The organism is Tepidimonas alkaliphilus, assembly GCF_007556595.1.
GTDB lineage: Bacteria > Pseudomonadota > Gammaproteobacteria > Burkholderiales > Burkholderiaceae_C > Tepidimonas > Tepidimonas alkaliphila.
Map to the genome: position 1 here is coordinate 198,451 of NZ_VJNB01000002.1, position 18,259 is coordinate 216,709.

Genomic DNA, 18,259 nt, shown 5'->3' on the forward strand with positions numbered 1-18,259 from the left:
CGGGTAGGGAGCGAGGATGGACGTCACGCAACTGTTGGCCTTTGCCGTCAAGAATAAAGCCTCCGACTTGCATCTCTCAGCCGGCCTGCCGCCGATGATACGGGTGCACGGCGACGTGCGCCGCATCAACGTCGAGCCGCTCGATCACAAGCAGGTGCACGCGATGGTCTATGACATCATGACCGACGCGCAGCGCAAGGCGTATGAAGAGTTTTTGGAGGTGGACTTCTCGTTTGAGATTGCGGGTCTGTCGCGCTTTCGCGTCAACGCGTTCAACCAGCACCGCGGGGCCGCCGCGGTGTTTCGCACCATCCCGTCCAAAGTGCTGACGCTGGAGGAACTCGGCTGCCCGCGCATCTTTGCCGAACTGGCGATGAAGCCGCGCGGGCTGGTGCTGGTCACCGGCCCCACCGGCTCCGGCAAATCCACCACGCTGGCGGCCATGGTCAACCACCGCAACGAAAACGCCTACGGGCACATTTTGACGATCGAAGATCCGATCGAATTTGTCCACGAATCCAAAAAATGCCTGGTTAACCAACGCGAAGTGGGGCCGATGACGCATTCGTTCGCCGCTGCGCTGCGCTCAGCGCTGCGCGAGGACCCCGACGTCATCCTGGTGGGCGAAATGCGCGACCTGGAAACCATCCGGTTGGCGATGACCGCCGCCGAAACCGGCCACCTCGTGTTTGGCACGCTGCACACGTCGAGCGCGGCCAAGACCATCGACCGCATCGTCGATGTCTTTCCGGCCGAGGAAAAAGAAATGATCCGCGCCATGCTGTCGGAGTCGCTGGTGGGGGTGATCTCGCAGACGCTGCTCAAGACCGCCGATGGCAAAGGCCGCGTTGCAGCGCACGAAATCATGATCGGCACGCCCGCCATCCGCAACCTGATTCGCGAAAACAAGGTGGCGCAAATGTATTCGGCCATCCAAACCGGCCAGCAATACGGCATGCAAACCCTGGATCAGGCGCTGATCGAGCTGGTGCGGCGCAACGCCATCACCGCAGCCGAGGCGCGTGGCAAAGCCAAAAATCCCGAGAATTTTCCGCTTTGACCGCATGCAGATCCCGCCGTGAACACCCCGCAGTCCGCCCCAGCCATGGAACGCGACGAGGCCACCCACTTCGTGCACGAGCTGCTGCGGCTGATGCTCAGCCGCGGCGGCAGCGACTTGTTTTTAACGGCTGATTTTCCTCCGGCGATCAAAGTCGATGGCGTCATCACCAAAATCTCGCCACAGCCGCTGACCGGTCAGCACACGCAGGCGCTGGCGCGCGCCATCATGAACGACAAGCAGGCGGCGGAATTTGAACGCACCAAGGAGTGCAACTTCGCCATCAGCCCCGCTGGCATCGGGCGGTTTCGCGTCAACGCTTTCGTGCAAATGGGCAAGGTTGGCTTGGTGCTGCGCACCATTCCGTCCAAAATTCCCACCATTGATGAGCTGGGGCTGCCGCAAGTGCTCAAGCAGCTGGCGCTGGCCAAACGCGGCATTTGCATCGTCGTCGGCGGCACCGGCACCGGCAAATCCACGACGCTCGCCGCGATGGTGGACTGGCGCAACGAGCACACGCACGATCACATCGTCACCATCGAGGATCCGGTGGAGTTCGTGCACACGCACAAAAACTGCATCGTCACGCAACGCGAGGTGGGGCTGGACACCGACAGTTGGGAAATCGCGCTGAAAAACTCGCTGCGCCAAGCGCCCAACGTGATTTTGATGGGCGAAATCCGCGATCGCGAGACCATGGAACACGCGATCGCCTTTTCCGAAACCGGCCACCTTTGCCTGGCCACGCTGCACGCCAACAGCGCCAACCAGGCCATGGAGCGCATCATCAACTTCTTTCCGCCCGAGCGGCATGCTCAATTGCTCAAGGATGTCTCGCTGAACCTGCGCGGCATGGTGGCGCAGCGTCTGCTGCCGCGCGAAGACGGCAAGGGTCGGGTGGCCATCGTCGAAGTGCTGCTCAACACCCCGCTGATCGCCGACCTCATCATGGAAGGCGACATCCAGGGCATCAAAAACATCATGAAGCGCAGCACCGAATTGGGGATGCAAACGTTTGACCAAGCGCTGTTCGACGCCTTCGAAGCCGGGCTCATCTCGTATGAGCAGGCGGTGCGCCACGCCGACTCGCAAACCGACCTGAAGCTGCGCATCAAGCTGGAAAGCCGCCGCGCCCGCAACACCGACCTGGCCGCAGGCACCGAGCACCTGCAAATCCTTTGAAAGCCGATGCCCACCGTTCAACCCAAAACCGCCTACGAACCTATCCCAGCCCAGCGCGTGGCCTTCATCGGCCTTGGGGTCATGGGTTGGCCCATGGCCGCACACGTGGCGCTGGCCGGCCATGAGGTCACGGTCTATAACCGCACCATGGCCAAGGCCGAAGCTCTGGCGCAGGCCATGGCCGAGCGGGGACAGTGCCGCGTGCGGGTCGCGACCACCCCGCGCGAAGCGGCCCAGGGCGCGGCATTCGTGATGACATGCGTGGGCGCCGATGCCGATCTGCGCAGCGTGATCCTTGGCTCGGATGGCGTCCTAGCCGGTGTGGACGCTGGCGCCGTGCTGGTGGATCACACCACGGCCTCTGCCGAAGTGGCGCGCGAGCTGCATGCCGCCGCGCAGGCCCTGGGCTGCCATTTTCTCGACGCGCCAGTGTCGGGCGGGCAGTCTGGCGCCGAGCAGGGCCGGCTCACCATTATGGTGGGCGGCGATGCCGAACCGTTCGAACGCGCGCGCCCCGTCATGATGGCCTACGCACGCGCGGTGACGCACCTGGGGCCCAGCGGCGCTGGCCAGCTGACCAAAATGGTCAATCAAATTTGCATTGCCGGCCTGTTACAGGGCTTGGCGGAGGCCCTCGCCTTCGGCCAACGTGCTGGCCTGGACATGCCACGGGTGCTAGAGGTGATCCGGCAAGGCGCGGCGCAGAGCTGGCAGATGGATCATCGCGGCCTCACCATGCTGGAAGACCGTTTTGACTTTGGCTTTGCGGTGGATTGGATGCGCAAAGACCTCGGGCTGGTGCTGCAAGAAGCGCGGCGCAACGGCGCGCGCCTGCCTGTCACGGCGCTGGTGGATCAGTTCTACGCCGACGTGCAAGCCATGGGCGGCGGGCGCTGGGACACCTCCAGCCTGATCCGCCGCCTGCGCTGAAGCGCCAAGCCGGCTCACGCCCCACCAGCGCATCGCCCGCTTGCAAAAAATGAGGGCGGCCCCAACAGGCCGCCCTCCAAACCAGCGCCAGTGTCTGACAGTGATTCCTTAGCGCCGGAGAGCCAGGATTCGTGCAGGACGCGCATGTCGGCGCGCTGTTCGCTTGCTTTAAAAAGCCTTTTTCTCGGCCTCCAGATAAGCGAGCGAACAAAACTTGCCAATATTGGCAGCAAAGCCGATCGTGCCGGGCCGAGTGGCCACGACTTTAGGATGGCGCAGAGCCAAGGCTTTGGCCTGTTCAGGCCCTGCGGCATCTTTCGCCGCTTCCAACGCCGCTTCCCAAATTCCTTCAAACAATGTTCTATTCCAACGCACTTGGCTTGCATCCGGCTCGCCATGACCGGAGCACCATAAACGGGTGCGCGTTTGCGCTTCGATGCGCTTCATGTATTCGATCGCACCCTCAAACGAGCCATCTTCCATATTGGAAATGCGACGATTCGTTGCGACGTCACCGATGAGCGTCACACCCTCGCCGATCACCTCCATGCTGAGATCATAAGGCGTGTGACAGGGCGTGTAATGGTGCGCCCGCAACCGCACATCGCCAAAATCGAGCACTTGGCCATGCTCAAGATCGCGATTCGGCGGCACCGCCTGCGTGCCACGGATCGCTTGATTCGTCCATTGAGTCAGCCGTCGCACCCATTCCTCGCCAATGGCGCCTTGGGTGCCCTCACGACAGCCGCGTAAGGCATAGATCGGCAAATCACGCCCAAACGCTTCCACAAAGGCTTGGTTACCAAGCCAGTGATCGCCATGCCAATGCGAGTTGATCACTGCCACCACGGGCTTGGACGTGATGCGCCGCAGTTGGCGAATCAGCATCTCGCCGATTTGCATCGACGCCCCGGTGTCATAGACCACCACCCCTTTGCGGGTGATGATGAAGTAGCTGTTGGTAAAAAGCCCAAGGTTGTCTTCGGTGGGCATGGCTTCGCGCGCAATCACACCCCAAACGTGCTCGGAAAAGCGGCGCGCTGGCACGTCGGGTACCGCGGGCCCTCGAGCAGGGTCGCTGCCGACCAGCGGCCAGTCCGCAGCGGCGGCCCTGGCCAAGCCGGCCAACCCGGCGGCCACGCCCCAACCCATCACGGCGCGGCGCGACCAACGGGACGGCTTTGTCGTTGTGTGCATGGTGGAACTTACTCCTTGTTGACCGGCGACTGCGGATCGAGCAAAAACGCGACAATGTCGGCTACTTGCTCAGGTGTCAACAATCGATCTTTGCCGCCGTAGCGCGGCATGATCGAACATGGGTTGGTGGCTTTGGCGTTGAAAATCTTGTCGTAGGTGGCGCGCACCACCTCGGGGGTCACCCCTCGCAGGCGTCCGTAATGGGTCAGCGGCGGCCCCATATTGCCGGCCTGGGGAAACGCCGGATCGATGGCATGGCATGCATAGCAATTGGCGCCGTTGGGCTTGCGCGGATCATCCGCATCAGCAAACCCTGCGATGCCGATCCGCCCCCCGTGGGTCTGCTCAGCCCATTCCTTGCCGCGGCGCCAATCGCCCATCAGTTGGCCATTGGACGGATAATGGATCGAGGCTTGCTCGCGCTTCATGATTTGCAGCGCCTGCCGCTCGTTCGGCGCATCCCCTGTCGCGTTGCAAATCGCCAAAGTGGGATCAAACAGGCGCTGCCACTCTTGCGGCGAAGCCGCCAGATAACTGGACTTGGCCGCGCGCACAAAGGCACGCTCATCCACTTTGACACTGGATTGTGCGTACGCCGTTGATACGTCCCAGACGCCCAAAACAAGCACCGTCGCGGCGCACATGCGGCGCATCAGCCATGGAGTTGACATCGTCTTCATCAGCTCCCTTCCTCGTTTTAGGCGCGGGGTTTGAGTCCCGGCACTTGAATCGGCGCACCACTTTGGCTGCCGGTCATGACTTGATAAAGCGTCAGCGCCGCATCGATGTCAGAGCCCAGCTTGAGCCACGGCAGCCGCATCGCCAGATTGCAGCGATGGTTACGCCACCACCAAGTGCGCACGTTGGAATCTTTCAGCACATAGGCAGGGAAGGCCGTTGTGACTTTGCCGGCGGTGGCGGGATCGGTCATGATGGGCAAATCCACGCCACGCAGCTGCTGACCCCGCGCGCGCTCGCCATGACAATGGGCGCAAGACAAATCCATCATGCCCATGCGGCGGTGAAACACGTATTCACCAAGCGCATACGCTTGCTTTTCTTTGGGATGCTGCATCGGCGGCTTGAACGGCATGCCATTCGATTGGGACGCCACATAAGCAGCCAGCTGCGTCAACTCATCGCGGCGGCTGTTTTCTTCGGCCGAATTCAAATAAGTTGGACGCAGAATATCTTCTTCTTTAAACCCCTGCAGCCGCACCATGCAGGTCACCAAACGCCCCTCCAGCGTTTGCACCCGCCCTGTATCGGCAAAATAGCGGGGCAATTGGGCATATGCCCCTTTGAGCACGCCCGGACCCAATCCGAAGTCGCACGCCTCCAGGGATCGCTGTTTGGGGCCGCGGGGCTTGTGGAACAGCTCGCGCCCCGCGTCGATCCAGAACTCTCCGGGGTTGTCTTCGGACAGCATGTCGCGAAAGGCGGCGAACTGGTCGTCGGACGCCTTGGCGATCGCCACCCAGCTGCAGGCCAGCAGGGCCACCGCCCACGCCGCGTGGCGACCGCTCCGGAATGTGCGCTGCTTGCTCATCGTCGGCGTTCTCCTTGGCTTGCCGCGCTCGGTTGCGGCCTCGCTTGAAACCTGCGACCGCCCAGCGCTGCGTTGCCTTCACTCTATAAGCAATCACGAATATAGCAGACGTTATCTTTAAATGAAGATATCGAAAACCCTAAGAGACCCACCCTCGCCCAGCTGGAGTCAACCCCCAACCGCGCGGCGCGCGTGGCCAAACACCTTGATTGCCGAGATCAGCAGCAGCAGCGCCAGCAGAGCAAGCAAGGGCCGGGCGGGAATCCAACCCAGCGCCGCAACCCCAAGTGCAACCCCACACACCGAACCCGCCGCCATGACCAGCAACCACCCCCGCGCCGCCATCGCGGCTTGCCAGGCTGGCCCTCGGCGGTAGCGCAGCAAGCCCGCCAGCATGGTGGGCAAACTGATGCACAACGACAGGCTGCCGGCCAGCTTCACGTCCAGCCCCCACAGCAGCACTAGGGTGGGAATCAGCAGCTCGCCGCCAGCCACCCCCAGCACCGCGGCCACGGCGCCGATCGCCATGCCTGCGACCACGCCCAGCCCCACACGCGCCAGCGGCGTCATCCCGTGCAGCGCCGCGCCGCTCCATTCAGGGTGCCAAGCATGCCCCAGCATCCACAACGCCAGCAGCACCAACAGCCCACCAACCACCGCGTCGAGCACTCGCCGGGGCAGCCGCATCACCCACCCTGCGGCCCACCACGCGCCCACCAGGCTGCCAGCCAGCACATTCAGCACCACCGAAGCATGCGTCCATAGCAGCTCCAGCGGCACGGCCAGCGCGCGCATCGCCAGCGCGGCCAGCACCACGATCAGGCTCATGATTTTGTTGACCACGATGGCTGACAGCGTGGCCCAGCCGAAGCGCCCCACCAAAACCGGCAAGCGAAATTCGGCTCCCCCTAGGCCGACCAGACCGCCCAGCGTTCCGATCGCAGCACCCCAAACGAAGGCCGCGCGCTTGGCGCTGGGAATCCTCAACCGAGAAGGGATCAACAAAGCCGCCTCACCCGTGGCGGGCGAGGCCGAAGGTTTCGATGGATCGACGCGCATCTCGTTATCATCTTACATGGATATCGAGAGGCGCAAGGAGGAAAGTCGCACCACCCACACCGCTTGGGTGGCGGCGGGATTTTCAGTGCCCCCCGCTTGCGGCGCCTTCGTCCGGCTTGGGCGCAGGCGGCTGCAACCGCGCCAGTTCGGCCTCGCTGATGATTTCAAAGACGCGCACCACGCGCTGCACGCCGGGCACGGCGCGCGCCACCTCGGCGGCGCGCTGCGCCTCGCGCGCCGTCACCAGCCCCATCAGATACACCGTGCCGCGTTCGGTGGTGACCTTGATCGCGTTGGCCGACAAGTCGCGCGCATCGACAAAAGCAGCCTTGACGCGCGCCGTCAGCAACGCATCGGAGGAGCGCGCCGACAGCGACGGCGAGCCCATCACCGCCAGCTCGTCCACCACACCCATCACATTTTCCACGCCCTGCACGATGCGCAACACGGCCTGGCGGTCGGCCTCCGAAGCGACTTCGCCGGTCAGCAACACCTTGCGGTTGAAGCTGGTGGCGTTGACCCGCGCGCGCTCGCCCAGCTGCTCGCGCACGCGATTGGCGACTTTGAGCTCGATGGTTTGATCCTCCAGCTGGGTGGCGGTGGTGCGGCGGTCGGTGGCCACCAGCACCGTGCCGCCCACCGCGGCTCCGGCCACCAGCGGCGCGCAGCCGCTTAACGATCCGCCCAGCGTGGCCGCCATCAGCAGCCCCAGCGCCGCGTGGCGCCGCAGCGCTCGTTTCGGGATCGACTTCATCCGGTCACCTCCATTTCTTCTTCGCCCAGCAGCTGCGCATCCAGCGCATCGCACAAAGCATGCAGGGCCGCCAACTGCGCCTCCAGCACGCGCGCGGGGCGCTCCGCCGGCACCGCGACCCACACGTCGCCGTCGCGCAGCGCATCGGGCACATCGCCTGCCCGCGCGCTGGTGAACGCCACCACCGTCATGTCGCGCTCGTGCGCCGCCTGCACCCACGCCACCGCTTCCTCGCCGGGCGCCGCAGCGCTGAGCCACACCAACACGTCGCCAGGCAACCCCAGCGCCCGCAGCTGCCGCGTGGTGAACCAGGCCGCCGCCTCGGGCGACGCCGCGACCGCCGCCGGCGCCAGCGGCGCGCCAACCGCCACCGCCGGCAACTCGGGCCGTTCGCGCTCAAAGCGACCCACCAGCTGCGCGGCCAACAGCGGCGCCAACGCCGCGGCCGCACCGTGACCCGCGATCAAGACCTTGCCGCCGGCCGTCAGGCACTGCACCAGCGTCATCGCCGCCGCCTCCAACGCTGGCGCAAGCGCCTGCGCGCACTGGTAGTGCAAGTCGGCGCCTTCCACAAAGTGTTGCTGGATGCGCGGGGTGAGCATGACCCCAATCTTACGCGGTCAGCTCCAACCCTCGGCGTCGAAGGCCGCGCGCAGCCATTCGATGCGCGGCGGCGCGGCGCCGTCAAGCTCGCCATCGATGACCACCACATCGAACCGGCACGGGGGCAAGCGGCCCAGCCGCAGCAAGAAATGCCGCGCCGCCGCGATGATGCGGCGCCGCTTTGGCCAACTGACGCTGGCGGCTGCGCCGCCGTGGTCGGCGCGGCTGCGCTGGCGGACTTCCACAAACACCAGCGTGCCATCGGGCTCGGCCATAATCAGATCCAGCTCGCCACCGCCGCGTCCGGGTGTGCGCACATTGCGTCGCACCAGGCGCAAACCCTGCGCCAGCAAGTAGCGCAGCGCCAGCGCCTCGGCGGCGTCGCCGCGCGCCTTGGTGGTGGAAGCGCCGACTTTGTCGTCGCGAAGTGAGAACACTGACATGGCCGATCGTGCTTGCGCCGCCGCGCCGCCCCGGCACACGGGTGCGCCGCCTTGGGTCGAACTGGCTGCCGGCCAACATTATCCGGCGGGGACGCTGTATGTGGTGGCCACCCCCATTGGCAACCGCGCCGACATCACGCTGCGCGCCTTGCACGTGCTGGCGCTGGCCGATGCCGTGGCGTGCGAAGACACGCGCCGCACCGCGCAGCTGCTGGCCGGCTACGGCTTGCAGCGTCCGTTGCTGGCGTTGCATGAGCACAACGAAGCGTCCGCGGCCTCAGCCGTGGTGGAGCGGCTGCGCGCCGGCCAGCGCATCGCCTACGTCAGCGACGCCGGCACGCCCGGCATCAGCGATCCCGGCGCTCGCCTTTGCGCCGCGGTGCAGGCCGCCGGCTTGCGCTGCGCGCCGGTGCCGGGCGCCAGCAGCGTCACCGCGCTGCTGAGCGTGGCGGGGCTGACCGACGGCGCGGTGACGCTGGTGGGATTCTTGCCAGCTCAGGGGCGCGCGCGCGCTGAAGCTTGGCAGCGCTGGGCCGCTGTGCCCACCGCGCTGCTGCTGTTGGAGGCGCCGCACCGCATCGATCGACTGGCCGGCGAGCTGGCCGCGCTGGGCTCGCGACGGGTCACGGTCGGACGCGAGCTGACCAAGCAATTCGAGGAAATCGTCACGCTGCCGTGCGCGCAACTGCCGGGCTGGCTGGCCACCGACCCGCAGCGCCGCAAAGGAGAATTCACGCTGCTGCTTCATCCCTTTGACATGGATCAGCGGCACGATCACGAAGTTGTCACGCCCGAGGTGCAACGCGTGCTATCGTTACTGCTGGAGGAATTGCCGCCCGCACGGGCCGCTCGGCTGGCGGCCAAGCTCACCGGCGTGCCGCGGGAAGCGCTTTATGCGGCAGCCGCCGCCGCCGAATAACAACCCATCGTCCACGCCCCGGCTGGGGTCACGAGCCCATGATGCGACGCCTGTCCCAACTGCTGCTGCGCGGCTTGCTGGCGTTGCTGCCGTTGGCGCTGACGCTTTACCTTCTGTGGGCGCTGGTGGTCGGCTCGGAGCGGCTGGCCTTGCAACTGTTGCGCCCGCTGATCGGCGAAGTTTATTTCCCTGGCCTGGGGCTGGTGCTGACGCTGGCGCTGGTGCTGCTGGTGGGCGTCTTGGTGTCGAGCCAAGCAGCCTCGCGGGTGCTGGGCTGGATCGAGCTGCCGTTCACCAACCTGCCGGTGGTCAAAAGCATCTACACCTCGCTGAAAAGCTTTGCCGACTATTTTGCCCCACACCGCCACGACCGCCCGGCGCAACAGGTGGTGGTGGTGCGCCCGCCCGGCGCCGAGTGGGAGGTGGTCGGCCTGGTGACCCGCCCCCACGACCACGGTTTGCCAGAAGGTTTTTTGCGCGGCGACCGCGTCGCGGTCTATCTGCCGATGGGCTACATGATCGGGGGCTACACCATGTTCGTGCCGCGGGCTTGGGTGACGCCGATCGCCATGAGCGTGGAAGAAGCCATGCGCCAGTCGCTGATCGCCTGGATGGCGCCGGGCGCGACGCCCTCGGCGTCGCCTGCCAACCCCAATCCATCCGTTCGCTCACCGTCCAAGGAGCTCGCCCCATGACCGTGCGCAACCTCGAAGCGATGTTTCAGCCCCAGCGGGTGGCCGTCGTGGGCGCCTCCGACCGCCCTGGCAGCGTTGGGGCCACCGTCTGGCGCAATCTGCTGGGCCACTTTCAGGGCGAGCTCATGGCGGTCAATCCGCGCCGCCCCGAACTGGGCGCCCCCGTGGCCGCCAGCGTGGCCGAGCTGCCTGCCGCGCCTGATTTGGCGGTGATCTGCACGCCCCCGGCCACGGTGCCAGGGCTGATCGGTGAGCTGGGCACGCGCGGCTGCCGCGCCGCCGTCGTCATCACCGCGGGCCTCAGCCGCGAGCAGAAGCAGGCCATGCTGCAGGCCGCGCGCCCGCACACGCTGCGCATCCTCGGGCCCAATTGCATCGGCATGCTGGTGCCGCACCTGGGCCTCAACGCCAGCTTCGCGCACGCCAACGCCGCGCCCGGCAACATCGCTTTCGTGTCGCAGTCCGGCGCGCTGGTCACCGCGCTGCTGGATTGGGCTGGCCAGCGCGGCATCGGCTTTTCGCACTTTGTCTCGTTGGGCGAGCACGCCGATGTGGACTTCGGCGACATGCTGGACTACCTGGCCAGCGACCCGCGCACGCGCGCCATTTTGATGTATGTGGAATCCATCAGCGCGCCGCGCAAATTCATGTCCGCGGCGCGCGCTGCGGCGCGCAACAAGCCGGTGGTGCTGGTCAAGGCCGGCCGCTCGGCGCAGGGGGCGCGCGCGGCCTCGTCGCACACCGGCGCGCTGGCGGGGGCCGACGACGTGTTCGACGCCGCCATCTCGCGCGCCGGCATGCTGCGGGTGCACACGCTGCACCAGCTGTTTTTGGCAGTGGAAATCCTGGCGCGCTTCCGCGACAACCGCAGCGAGCGGCTGCTGATCCTGACCAACGGCGGCGGCGCCGGCGTCATGGCCGCCGATGCCGCGGCCCACATGGGGGTGGAGCTGGCCGCGCTGGACGAAACCCTCATCCAGCGGCTCGATGCCGTGCTGCCCGGCAACTGGTCGCGCGCCAACCCGGTCGATATCATCGGCGACGCGCCGGCGCAGCGCTACGTGGAGGCGCTGCGCATCCTGCGCGAAGACCGTGACAGCGCCATCCTGCTGATTCAGGCTCCCACCGCCATCGTGCCAAGCGACGAGGTCGCCGAGGCACTGCTGCCATTGGCCAGCGAGCGCCCGCCGCGCGTGCTGGGCTGCTGGCTTGGCAGCGGCGCGGTGCAGACCGCGCGCCAGCGCTTCCGCAGCGCCGGCATCCCCGACTTTGCCACGCCCGAAGAAGCGGTGCGGGCGTTTTCCTTCTTGCGGCAGTATCACCGCCACCAGGCCGAGCTGCTGGAGACGCCGCCAGCGCCGCCCGGCATTGGGCTGGACCTGCCGGCAATCCAGGCGCTGGTGCGGCAGGCGCTGGCCGAAGGGCGCGAGTGGCTGACCGAGCCACAGGCCAAGCAGCTGTTGGCGCTGGCTGGCATTCCGGTCACGCCGGTGCGCCCAGTGCCGCCCGAGCCGCAAGCCGCGGTCGAAGCCGCCGAGGCGCTGGGCTATCCGGTGGTGCTCAAGATCCTCTCGCCCGACATCACGCACAAATCCGACGTCGGCGGCGTGCGGCTGAACTTGCTTGACGCTGAGGAGGTGCGCAGCGCCGCCGCGGCGATGCTGCAGCGCGTGGCCGCGGCGCGCCCGCAAGCGCGGCTGGAGGGCTTTGCGGTGCAGCCGATGGTGCAGCGCCGCCACGCGCACGAGCTGATCGTCGGCGCCACCATCGATCCGCTGTTCGGCCCCGTGATCCTGTTTGGCGCTGGCGGCACGGCGGTGGAAGTGTTGGGCGACCGTGCGGTGGCGCTGCCGCCGCTCAACGTCACGCTGGCCGAGGCGCTGATCGAACGCACGCGCATCGCCCGGCTGCTGCGCGGCTGGCGCGACGTGCCGCCGGCGCACCGGCCCAGCATCCACGCCGCGCTGCTGGCGGTGGCACAGCTGCTGGCTGACGTGCCGGAGATCGCCGAACTCGACATCAACCCGCTGGTGGTGGATGCGCACGGCGCGGTGGCGCTGGATGCGCGCGTGCGCGTCAGCGCCAGCCGCCCGGGTGGCGCGGCGCGCTTTGCCATCCGGCCTTACCCCCAGGAACTGATCGAAACCCTCACTTGGGGCGGCCAGCCGCTGACGCTGCGCCCAATTCGACCGGAAGACGAGGCGCAACACCGGGCCTTCCTCGACCAAGTCGATGCCGAAGACCTGCGCCTGCGGCTGTTCTACACCCGCCGCAGCTTTGAGCACACCGAACTGGCGCGCCTGACGCAAATCGACTACGACCGCGAAATGGCCTTCATCGCCACCCGCGCGCGCACCGACGGCGGCGGCGAGGAAACCATCGGCGTGGTGCGCGCGCTGTGCGACCCCGACAACGACAGCGCCGAATACGGCATCCTGGTGCGCTCCGACCTCAAAGGCCGTGGACTGGGGCGCATCCTGATGGACAAACTCATCCGCTACCTGCGCGCGCACGGCACGCGCCGCATCGTCGGCCAGGTGCTGCGCGAAAACACTGCCATGCTGGCGCTGCTGGCGCGCTTGGGCTTTCAGGTGCAGCCGCACCCGCACGACCCCGATTTGCGCTGGGTGGAGCTGCCGCTGCAAACCGAGCCTGCCGCGGCTTGACCGTTCGTCGGATCGTTTGTTGCAACGCAACCAAAGCCCTTGCGTTGTCACACGGGATCCCTATACTTCGGCTTTGTTGCACTGCAACATTCCCTGTCCCACGAGGAGTCCCGCCATGATGACCGTCGAGCAAATCGTCGCGCTGCACAAAAAGCACGTGGCCACCGTTTTTGACCTGGCCGACAAAACCTTCGCCGGCGTGGAAAAGCTGGCTGAGCTAAATTTGCAGACCGCCAAAACCCTGTTGTCCGAAACCGCCGAGCACACGCAGACCGCGCTGGCCGTCAAAGATATGCAGGACCTGGTGGCGCTGCACAACGCCATGCTGCAGCCGATGGGCGAGCGGGTGGCCGCCTACCACCGCCAAATGTATGACATCGCCTCCGGCGTGCAGGCCGAGTGGGCCAAAGTGCTGGAAGCGCAAGCGCAAGAAACCCACAAACAATTTTTGGCGGCGCTGGACGGCCTGGTGAAAAACGCGCCGCAAGGCGCCGAGCCTGCGGTGGCGGCCATGAAGCAGGCCGTCAGCACCGCCGCGGCGGCGATGGAGTCGGTGCAAAAGGCGGTCAAGCAGGCCGCAGAGCTGGCCGACGCCAATCTGAAAGCCGTGGCCAACACCGCGGTGGCCGCCACCAAGGCGCCGCGTTCCAGCAGCAAAGCGGCGGCGGCCTGATCGCCGCATCCACGCCGCTTTCGGCACCGCCGCCAGCGCGACGCCGCGCTTGCGCGTCGAAACCACCCCACCCTTGGGGTGGTTTTTTATTTCACCTGTTTGACCATCCCATGAATCAAAAACGACAAACAGGCGGCGGTCATCGCCGCGCCATCGGTTCAAACCCTTGGGGGATCGCCACAATAGACATACCCCGAAAAGCCTTTCCTAAAATTAGAACTATCACCAAAGCGACAAAATAGGCAAACTCTATTGCCCCCCCGCGAAAGGTATCATCAATTTTTAAAAAGGCGTGTGTCCCTATGCGCGTCAATCTCCCTGTCACCCAACGGCTTTACCCCTTCCCCAAAGGCTACACGCTCGTCTCCACCACCGACCTCAAAGGGCGCATCACGTATTGCAACCCGATGTTTGTGGAGGTCAGCGGCTTTAGCCGTGAGGAGCTGCTCGGCCAGCCGCACAACATCGTGCGCCATCCCGACATGCCGGCTGAGGCCTTTCGGGACATGTGGGCCACCCTCAAGGCCGGTCAGCCGTGGAGCGGCTTGGTCAAAAACCGGCGCAAAAACGGCGATCACTACTGGGTGCTGGCCAACGCCACGCCGCTGCTGCACCGCGGCCAGCCGGTGGGTTACCTGTCGGTGCGCACCGAAGCCAGCCCTGAACAGATCGCCGCCGCCGAAGCGCTCTACGCCCGCCTGCGACGCGAAGCCGAAACCGGCCGCCGCACCGTGGCGCTGCGCGCCGGCCAGCCGGTGCCGCTCGGCTGGCGCGCCGCGCTGATGCGGCTGCTGCGCCCCAGTCTCTCGGGCTGGATTTTGCTGGCGCTGCTGGGGATGTTGACCGTCTCCGCTTTACTCGGGCACCATGCCGCAGCGTTGCTCGGAGTGCCACGGTTGCCGCTGCTGCTGGAGCTGGGCATCGACATCGGCCTGGCTCTGGCACTGTGGCGCTGGCTGCATGCGCGCACGCTGGCGCCGGGGCAGCGTGCGCACGAACTGGCGCGGCGCATCGCCGGCGGCGACCTCGACCTGGCGCGCGAGTCCACCCAGGCGCCCGAGCCGTTTGGCTCACTGCTGCGCGCGCTGCGCCAGGCGGGCTTGAACGTTTTCGGAGTGGTGCGCGACATTCGCGACGAAGCCGCCCGGCTGGACGCCGCCGCGCAAGAAATCGCCGCCGCCAATCAAGAGCTGTCCAGCCGCAGTGAGGCGCAGGCCAGCAGCCTGCAACAATCCGCCGCCAGCTTGACCGAGCTGCTGGAGACGGTGCGCGCCACGACTCAATCGGCGCAGCAGGCCGCGCAGCAAACCCAGACCGCCAGCGACGCCGCCCGTCAAGCCGTGCAGCAGACTGAGGCGCTGCGCGCGGCCATGGAACGCACCCGCGCCACCGCCGAGCGCATTGCGCAGATCACGCACATCATTGAGAATATTGCGTTTCAGACCAACATCCTGGCGCTCAACGCCGCGGTGGAAGCAGCGCGCGCTGGCGAGGCCGGGCGCGGTTTTGCCGTGGTGGCCAGCGAGGTGCGCGCGCTGGCGCAGCGCAGCGGCCAAGCCGCCAAAGACATCAAAGCCCTGATCGAAGAGGCCGTGCAAGCCATCGCCGACGGCGCTGAGCAGTCCGACCGCACGCGCCTGCGCATCGTCGGCCTGCAAGACGACGTGGCCGGGGCGCGCGCGCTGGCGCAAGAAATTGCCAACGCCAGCCAGCAGCAGCTGGCGGCCCTGGGGCAGTTGCAGCAAGCGGTGCAGCAGCTGGACGACATCACGCAGCGCAACGCCGCGATGGTGGAGCAGGTGGCCGCCTCCGCCGCCGCCTTGCGCGAGCAAAGCCAGCAACTGCAACACGGCGTGGGGCTGTTTCGCATCGATCAGCCCTGAGGCTTGCCCCGATGCGCTCGGAATTTTTTCAGGCGCTGATCCGCTCGCTGGAAGACGGCATCGTCGTCATCGACGAATGCGGCGCCATCGAGCTGGTCAACCCGGGCTTGGAGCGGCTGCTGGGCTGGCGCGAGGCGGAGCTGCGCGGCTGCAACGTCAGCGTGCTGATGCCGCCCGAACACGCGGGCCGCCATGATGGCTACCTGCAAGCCTACGCCCGCACGGGGCAGGCGCGCATCATCGGCCAGGATCGAGTCTTGCAGGCGCGCCACCGCAACGGCGAAAACGTGGATGTGATGCTTTCGGTCACCGAAGTGCACCAGCACGGACGGCGCTACTACGTTGGGCGACTACGCGACATCCGTCCCCAGCTGCGCCACGAGCGCGAACTGCAGCGCCTGGCGTTTTACGATCCCGTTACGGGTCTGCGCAACGGCCAGGCGCTGCGCCGACGCCTCAGCGGCGCCGCGCCAGCCTGCGACCCCTCCCGCTTGCACGTGTTGGCCATCGCCGACATCGAGCGCTTTCACATCCTCAACGACACCGCCGGCCTCCGCGTCGGCGATGAGCTGTTGCATCAAGTGGGGCAGCGGCTGCAGGAGCGCGCGCCCGCCCAAGCGGAGGTGTTTCGCTGGACCGGCGACGAGTTTGTGCTGCTGGTCGAAACGCCCGACGCCGATGGCGCCGCCGCTCTGATCGAGCGCTGGCTGCGCCAAGCCACCGAGCAGGAATTCGCCGTCGGCCCTCACCGCGTTCGGGTGCGCCTGCGCGCCGGCGTGCGCGTCTGCTGCGTGCCTGCCGCCAACCCGGACGAGGAACTGGCGCGCGCCGACCTCGCGCTGGTGCACGCCAAGCGGCACGGCTCGGCGGCGGTGGTGGATGAGGCCGCGCTGCCGCATGGGCGCGACTGGACGCTGGCGCAGCTCAGCCAAGACTTGCGCCAGGGCTTGGAAGCTGGGCAGTTCACCATCCACCTGCAACCGCAGGTCGATGCGCAAGGTCATCTGGTCGGCGCGGAAGCCTCGCTGCGCTGGCTGCATCCGCAACGCGGCTGCCTGCCCCCGGGCGCGTTCTGGACGGCGGCGGTGGAGCTCGGCTTGGCCCCCGCCATCGGCTTGACCGCCATTCGCCAAACGCTGGAGCTGGCGCAGCGCTGGCAAGCCGACCCCTTGCTGGCCCGGCTGCAGCTGTCGTGCAATTTGAGTCCGCAGCAATTTCGTTGTCCGGATTTGGTGACGCACTTGCGCACGTTGCTGCAACCTGCAGCGCTGCGACCCGGCCAGGTGCGGCTGGAAATCACCGAGGAAGCCGTTTTTGACGATGAAGCTCAGGTGCAGCGCACCCTGGATGAGCTGGGCGCGCTGGGGTTTGGCTTGTCGCTGGACGACTTCGGCACCGGTTACTCCTCGCTGCAGCGGCTGCTGGCGCTACCGCTGGCGGAACTCAAAATCGACCGCGCCTTTATCGCCGCGTTGGGCCGCGCCCCGCGCGCCGAACCGATCGTGCAGGCCATCTTGGCCATCGGCCAGGCGCTGCAGGTCGATTGCGTGGCCGAAGGGGTGGAAACGCCGGATCAATGGCAGCGGCTGCGAACCCTGGGCTGTCAGCGCTTTCAAGGCTTTGCCTGGGCGCCGCCGATGCCGGCGCAAGCCCTGGAAGCGCTGGCGCGGCGCGATCAGCCGCTGACCATGTCAGCCAGTTGACAGACCCGCCGCCGGGCCGCCCCGTATGATGTTGGCTGTTGGTTGCGAACGCATCAGGGGTTGAGTCCATGACGTTTTCCTCCGTCGGGATTGTGGGCGCCGGCACCATGGGGCACGGCATCGCGCAGGTTTGCGCGCAGGCCGGGCTGCCGGTCACGCTGATCGATGTGCACGAAGCCGCCTTGGCGCGGGCGCAGCAGGGCATCGCCGCCAGCCTGGATCGCCTCATCAAGAAAGGCGCGATTGGCCCCGCCGACAAGGACGCCGCGCTGGCGCGCATCCGCACCTCGACGAGCTACGACGATCTGCGGGGCGCGCCGCTGGTCATCGAGGCCGCCACCGAAAACCTCGAGCTCAAGATCCGCATCCTGCGCCAGCTCGACGGCCTGCTGGCGCCCGCGGCCATCATCGCCACCAACACCAGCTCGATCAGCATCACGCAGCTGGCCGCCGTCACCGCTCGGGCCGAGCGCGTCGTCGGCATGCACTTCTTCAACCCGGTGCCGGTGATGGCGCTGGTGGAAATCATCCGCGGCCTGCAGACCAGCGACGCCACGCACGACGCCGTGCGCGAGCTGGCGCTCAAGCTCGGCAAGACGCCGATCACGGTCAAGAACGCGCCCGGCTTCGTCGTCAACCGCATCCTGGTGCCGATGATCAACGAGGCCTTTTTCGTGCTGGCCGAGGGGCTGGCCAGCCCCGAGGACATCGACGCCGGCATGAAGCTGGGCTGCAACCATCCGATCGGGCCGCTGGCGCTGGCCGACATGATCGGGCTGGACGTGTGCCTGGCGGTGATGAACGTCTTTTTCGCCGAGTTTAACGACAGCAAGTACCGTCCCTGCCCGCTGCTGAAGGAAATGGTGGCCGCCGGGCGCCTGGGCCGCAAGACCGGCCGCGGCGTCTATACCTACGCCTGACCGCCGCGCCCGGGGTTCGGACG

The 18,259-nt window shown here is 66.6% G+C and carries 17 protein-coding genes; 10 read left to right on the forward strand and 7 right to left on the reverse strand.

Annotation, left to right across the window (positions count from 1 at the left end; genetic code table 11):
- Positions 1–16: 16 nt before the first annotated feature.
- Genes Talka_RS03040 through Talka_RS03050 form a run of 3 tightly spaced genes read left to right on the forward strand, consistent with a single transcriptional unit; the run spans position 17 to position 3,172 of the window.
- Positions 17–1,060: a type IV pilus twitching motility protein PilT gene (locus Talka_RS03040; protein WP_143889637.1), complete on the forward strand. Its 1,044-nt coding sequence runs from the start codon at positions 17–19 to the stop codon at positions 1,058–1,060.
- Between the two features lie 45 nt (positions 1,061–1,105).
- Positions 1,106–2,242 (forward strand): PilT/PilU family type 4a pilus ATPase, encoded by a 1,137-nt coding sequence (locus Talka_RS03045; RefSeq protein WP_143889762.1) that lies wholly within the window; start codon positions 1,106–1,108, stop codon positions 2,240–2,242.
- A 6-nt stretch (positions 2,243–2,248) separates the two neighbouring features.
- Positions 2,249–3,172 carry an NAD(P)-dependent oxidoreductase gene (locus tag Talka_RS03050; protein ID WP_143889638.1) on the forward strand — a complete coding sequence of 308 codons (924 nt, stop codon included), beginning with the start codon at positions 2,249–2,251 and terminating at the stop codon, positions 3,170–3,172.
- A 168-nt stretch (positions 3,173–3,340) separates the two neighbouring features.
- Here the strand turns inward: Talka_RS03050 and Talka_RS03055 are convergent, their stop codons facing one another.
- From Talka_RS03055 to Talka_RS03085, 7 genes are all read right to left on the reverse strand, one after another.
- Positions 3,341–4,369 (reverse strand): MBL fold metallo-hydrolase, encoded by a 1,029-nt coding sequence (locus Talka_RS03055; RefSeq protein WP_143889639.1) that lies wholly within the window; start codon positions 4,367–4,369, stop codon positions 3,341–3,343.
- 8 nt (positions 4,370–4,377) lie between these two features.
- On the reverse strand, positions 4,378–5,049 hold the full coding sequence (gene soxX, locus Talka_RS03060) for a sulfur oxidation c-type cytochrome SoxX (RefSeq protein ID WP_143889640.1): 672 nt from the start codon (positions 5,047–5,049) through the stop codon (positions 4,378–4,380).
- Between the two features lie 17 nt (positions 5,050–5,066).
- Complete coding sequence (soxA, locus tag Talka_RS03065; protein ID WP_143889641.1) at positions 5,067–5,918, reverse strand: sulfur oxidation c-type cytochrome SoxA; 852 nt, start codon at positions 5,916–5,918, stop codon at positions 5,067–5,069.
- A 168-nt stretch (positions 5,919–6,086) separates the two neighbouring features.
- Positions 6,087–6,977 (reverse strand): sulfite exporter TauE/SafE family protein, encoded by an 891-nt coding sequence (locus tag Talka_RS03070; protein ID WP_143889642.1) that lies wholly within the window; start codon positions 6,975–6,977, stop codon positions 6,087–6,089.
- 82 nt (positions 6,978–7,059) lie between these two features.
- Positions 7,060–7,731 (reverse strand): BON domain-containing protein, encoded by a 672-nt coding sequence (locus Talka_RS03075; RefSeq protein WP_143889643.1) that lies wholly within the window; start codon positions 7,729–7,731, stop codon positions 7,060–7,062.
- Positions 7,728–8,333 carry an SIS domain-containing protein gene (locus tag Talka_RS03080; RefSeq protein ID WP_143889644.1) on the reverse strand — a complete coding sequence of 202 codons (606 nt, stop codon included), beginning with the start codon at positions 8,331–8,333 and terminating at the stop codon, positions 7,728–7,730. The genes Talka_RS03075 and Talka_RS03080 overlap by 4 nt, the downstream gene beginning before the upstream one ends.
- 18 nt (positions 8,334–8,351) lie before the next feature.
- The gene (locus Talka_RS03085) at positions 8,352–8,777 is read right to left on the reverse strand and encodes a YraN family protein (RefSeq protein ID WP_143889645.1); all 426 of its coding nucleotides are present in this window, start codon (positions 8,775–8,777) and stop codon (positions 8,352–8,354) included.
- On the opposite strand from Talka_RS03085, the gene rsmI reads away from it, so the two are divergent.
- The 7 genes from rsmI to Talka_RS03120 all read left to right on the forward strand — a co-directional run bounded on the left by rsmI (position 8,776) and on the right by Talka_RS03120 (position 18,236).
- Positions 8,776–9,696, forward strand: a complete 921-nt coding sequence (rsmI, locus tag Talka_RS03090; RefSeq protein WP_143889646.1) for a 16S rRNA (cytidine(1402)-2'-O)-methyltransferase — start codon at positions 8,776–8,778, stop codon at positions 9,694–9,696. The genes Talka_RS03085 and rsmI overlap by 2 nt on opposite strands.
- Before the next feature lie 41 nt (positions 9,697–9,737).
- Positions 9,738–10,391: a DUF502 domain-containing protein gene (locus tag Talka_RS03095; protein WP_143889647.1), complete on the forward strand. Its 654-nt coding sequence runs from the start codon at positions 9,738–9,740 to the stop codon at positions 10,389–10,391.
- Positions 10,388–13,057: a bifunctional acetate--CoA ligase family protein/GNAT family N-acetyltransferase gene (locus Talka_RS03100; protein ID WP_143889648.1), complete on the forward strand. Its 2,670-nt coding sequence runs from the start codon at positions 10,388–10,390 to the stop codon at positions 13,055–13,057. Before Talka_RS03095 ends, Talka_RS03100 begins: the two co-directional genes overlap by 4 nt.
- A 115-nt stretch (positions 13,058–13,172) precedes the next feature.
- Positions 13,173–13,730, forward strand: coding sequence for a TIGR01841 family phasin (phaP, locus tag Talka_RS03105; protein WP_143889649.1), 558 nt, complete (start codon positions 13,173–13,175; stop codon positions 13,728–13,730).
- Between the two features lie 302 nt (positions 13,731–14,032).
- Positions 14,033–15,613, forward strand: a complete 1,581-nt coding sequence (locus tag Talka_RS03110; RefSeq protein WP_143889650.1) for a methyl-accepting chemotaxis protein — start codon at positions 14,033–14,035, stop codon at positions 15,611–15,613.
- Positions 15,614–15,624: 11 nt separating this feature from the next.
- Complete coding sequence (locus tag Talka_RS03115; RefSeq protein ID WP_143889651.1) at positions 15,625–17,316, forward strand: putative bifunctional diguanylate cyclase/phosphodiesterase; 1,692 nt, start codon at positions 15,625–15,627, stop codon at positions 17,314–17,316.
- A gap of 68 nt (positions 17,317–17,384) precedes the next feature.
- Positions 17,385–18,236: a 3-hydroxybutyryl-CoA dehydrogenase gene (locus Talka_RS03120; protein ID WP_143889652.1), complete on the forward strand. Its 852-nt coding sequence runs from the start codon at positions 17,385–17,387 to the stop codon at positions 18,234–18,236.
- Positions 18,237–18,259 lie beyond the last annotated feature (23 nt).

Coding starts and splice junctions, on each gene's coding strand:
- Talka_RS03050 (WP_143889638.1), top strand. CDS start 2,249: ATGCCCACCGTTCAACCCAAAACCGCCTACGAACCTATCCCAGCCCAG.
- Talka_RS03100 (WP_143889648.1), top strand. CDS start 10,388: ATGACCGTGCGCAACCTCGAAGCGATGTTTCAGCCCCAGCGGGTGGCC.
- Talka_RS03070 (WP_143889642.1), bottom strand. CDS start 6,977: ATGCGCGTCGATCCATCGAAACCTTCGGCCTCGCCCGCCACGGGTGAG.
- Talka_RS03110 (WP_143889650.1), top strand. CDS start 14,033: ATGCGCGTCAATCTCCCTGTCACCCAACGGCTTTACCCCTTCCCCAAA.
- soxX (WP_143889640.1), bottom strand. CDS start 5,049: ATGAAGACGATGTCAACTCCATGGCTGATGCGCCGCATGTGCGCCGCG.
- soxA (WP_143889641.1), bottom strand. CDS start 5,918: ATGAGCAAGCAGCGCACATTCCGGAGCGGTCGCCACGCGGCGTGGGCG.
- Talka_RS03120 (WP_143889652.1), top strand. CDS start 17,385: ATGACGTTTTCCTCCGTCGGGATTGTGGGCGCCGGCACCATGGGGCAC.
- Talka_RS03085 (WP_143889645.1), bottom strand. CDS start 8,777: ATGTCAGTGTTCTCACTTCGCGACGACAAAGTCGGCGCTTCCACCACC.
- Talka_RS03055 (WP_143889639.1), bottom strand. CDS start 4,369: ATGCACACAACGACAAAGCCGTCCCGTTGGTCGCGCCGCGCCGTGATG.
- Talka_RS03115 (WP_143889651.1), top strand. CDS start 15,625: ATGCGCTCGGAATTTTTTCAGGCGCTGATCCGCTCGCTGGAAGACGGC.
- Talka_RS03095 (WP_143889647.1), top strand. CDS start 9,738: ATGCGACGCCTGTCCCAACTGCTGCTGCGCGGCTTGCTGGCGTTGCTG.
- Talka_RS03080 (WP_143889644.1), bottom strand. CDS start 8,333: ATGCTCACCCCGCGCATCCAGCAACACTTTGTGGAAGGCGCCGACTTG.
- Talka_RS03040 (WP_143889637.1), top strand. CDS start 17: ATGGACGTCACGCAACTGTTGGCCTTTGCCGTCAAGAATAAAGCCTCC.
- phaP (WP_143889649.1), top strand. CDS start 13,173: ATGATGACCGTCGAGCAAATCGTCGCGCTGCACAAAAAGCACGTGGCC.
- Talka_RS03045 (WP_143889762.1), top strand. CDS start 1,106: ATGGAACGCGACGAGGCCACCCACTTCGTGCACGAGCTGCTGCGGCTG.
- Talka_RS03075 (WP_143889643.1), bottom strand. CDS start 7,731: ATGAAGTCGATCCCGAAACGAGCGCTGCGGCGCCACGCGGCGCTGGGG.
- rsmI (WP_143889646.1), top strand. CDS start 8,776: ATGGCCGATCGTGCTTGCGCCGCCGCGCCGCCCCGGCACACGGGTGCG.